This window comes from Pseudomonas sp. EL_65y_Pfl1_R83, from assembly GCF_963970695.1.
GTDB lineage: Bacteria > Pseudomonadota > Gammaproteobacteria > Pseudomonadales > Pseudomonadaceae > Aquipseudomonas > Aquipseudomonas tritici.
This window is the reverse complement of the sequence record NZ_CAXAQI010000186.1, coordinates 1-559: the sequence shown is the minus strand read 5'-3', so window position 1 is coordinate 559 and position 559 is coordinate 1. Positions and strand designations below refer to the sequence as shown.

Annotated in this window: 2 protein-coding genes; one reads left to right on the top strand and one right to left on the bottom strand. The window is 59.4% G+C overall.

The genetic code is table 11. The features are described 5' to 3' along the window. Positions 1-139 (bottom strand): helix-turn-helix transcriptional regulator (locus AACY08_RS30730; RefSeq protein ID WP_445262055.1); only part of this gene is annotated, 139 nt, incomplete at its 3' end. 105 nt (positions 140-244) lie between these two features. Here AACY08_RS30730 and AACY08_RS28325 point away from each other — a divergent pair. Next, the gene (locus AACY08_RS28325) at positions 245-472 is read left to right on the top strand and encodes a hypothetical protein (RefSeq protein WP_085364575.1); all 228 of its coding nucleotides are present in this window, start codon (positions 245-247) and stop codon (positions 470-472) included. The last annotated feature ends 87 nt before the right edge of the window (positions 473-559 follow it).

The window sequence follows — 559 nt, the reverse complement described above, 5'->3', positions numbered from 1 at the left end:
GGCGCATCATGCCCAGCGACAGCTCGCGCTTGCCGCGTTCCATGCCGGAGATTTGCATCTTCGACACGCCCACGCGGAAGCCAAGCTCTTCCTGGCTAAGTCCGGCAGCGCGGCGCAGCTCCAGAATGCGGTTCGGCATGTCCTCCATACGAAGGAAAGATAGAACAGTCGCGGTCACAGCGCAGCTACGTATCGCGTTACACGGGATTGTCAAATTGTAACGCATAGTGTTACCAGCTTCGGAATGAAGGCTGCCCCCGGAAAATTGAAGCAGTGGCAACGGGAGCGGGCGCTCACCGATGCGGAGGCCGGTGCTCATTTTGGCACTACCCGGATGACGTGGCTGCGCTGGAAGAACGGCGAGATGATCCCCGGCCCCGCCTTCATGGTCGAACTGTACGTTGAGGGCGTCGCGCAGCCCAACGACTTTTACGACCTCCCAGCTCTTCGTGCCGATCGGAAGGCCGCGTGATGGAAAAGGCAAGACGTTCGCGGTCATCTGCATGTCTCCCGGCGAATCATTCGCCCATGTTCCGCATTTGTTCCTCACTTCGTTCCA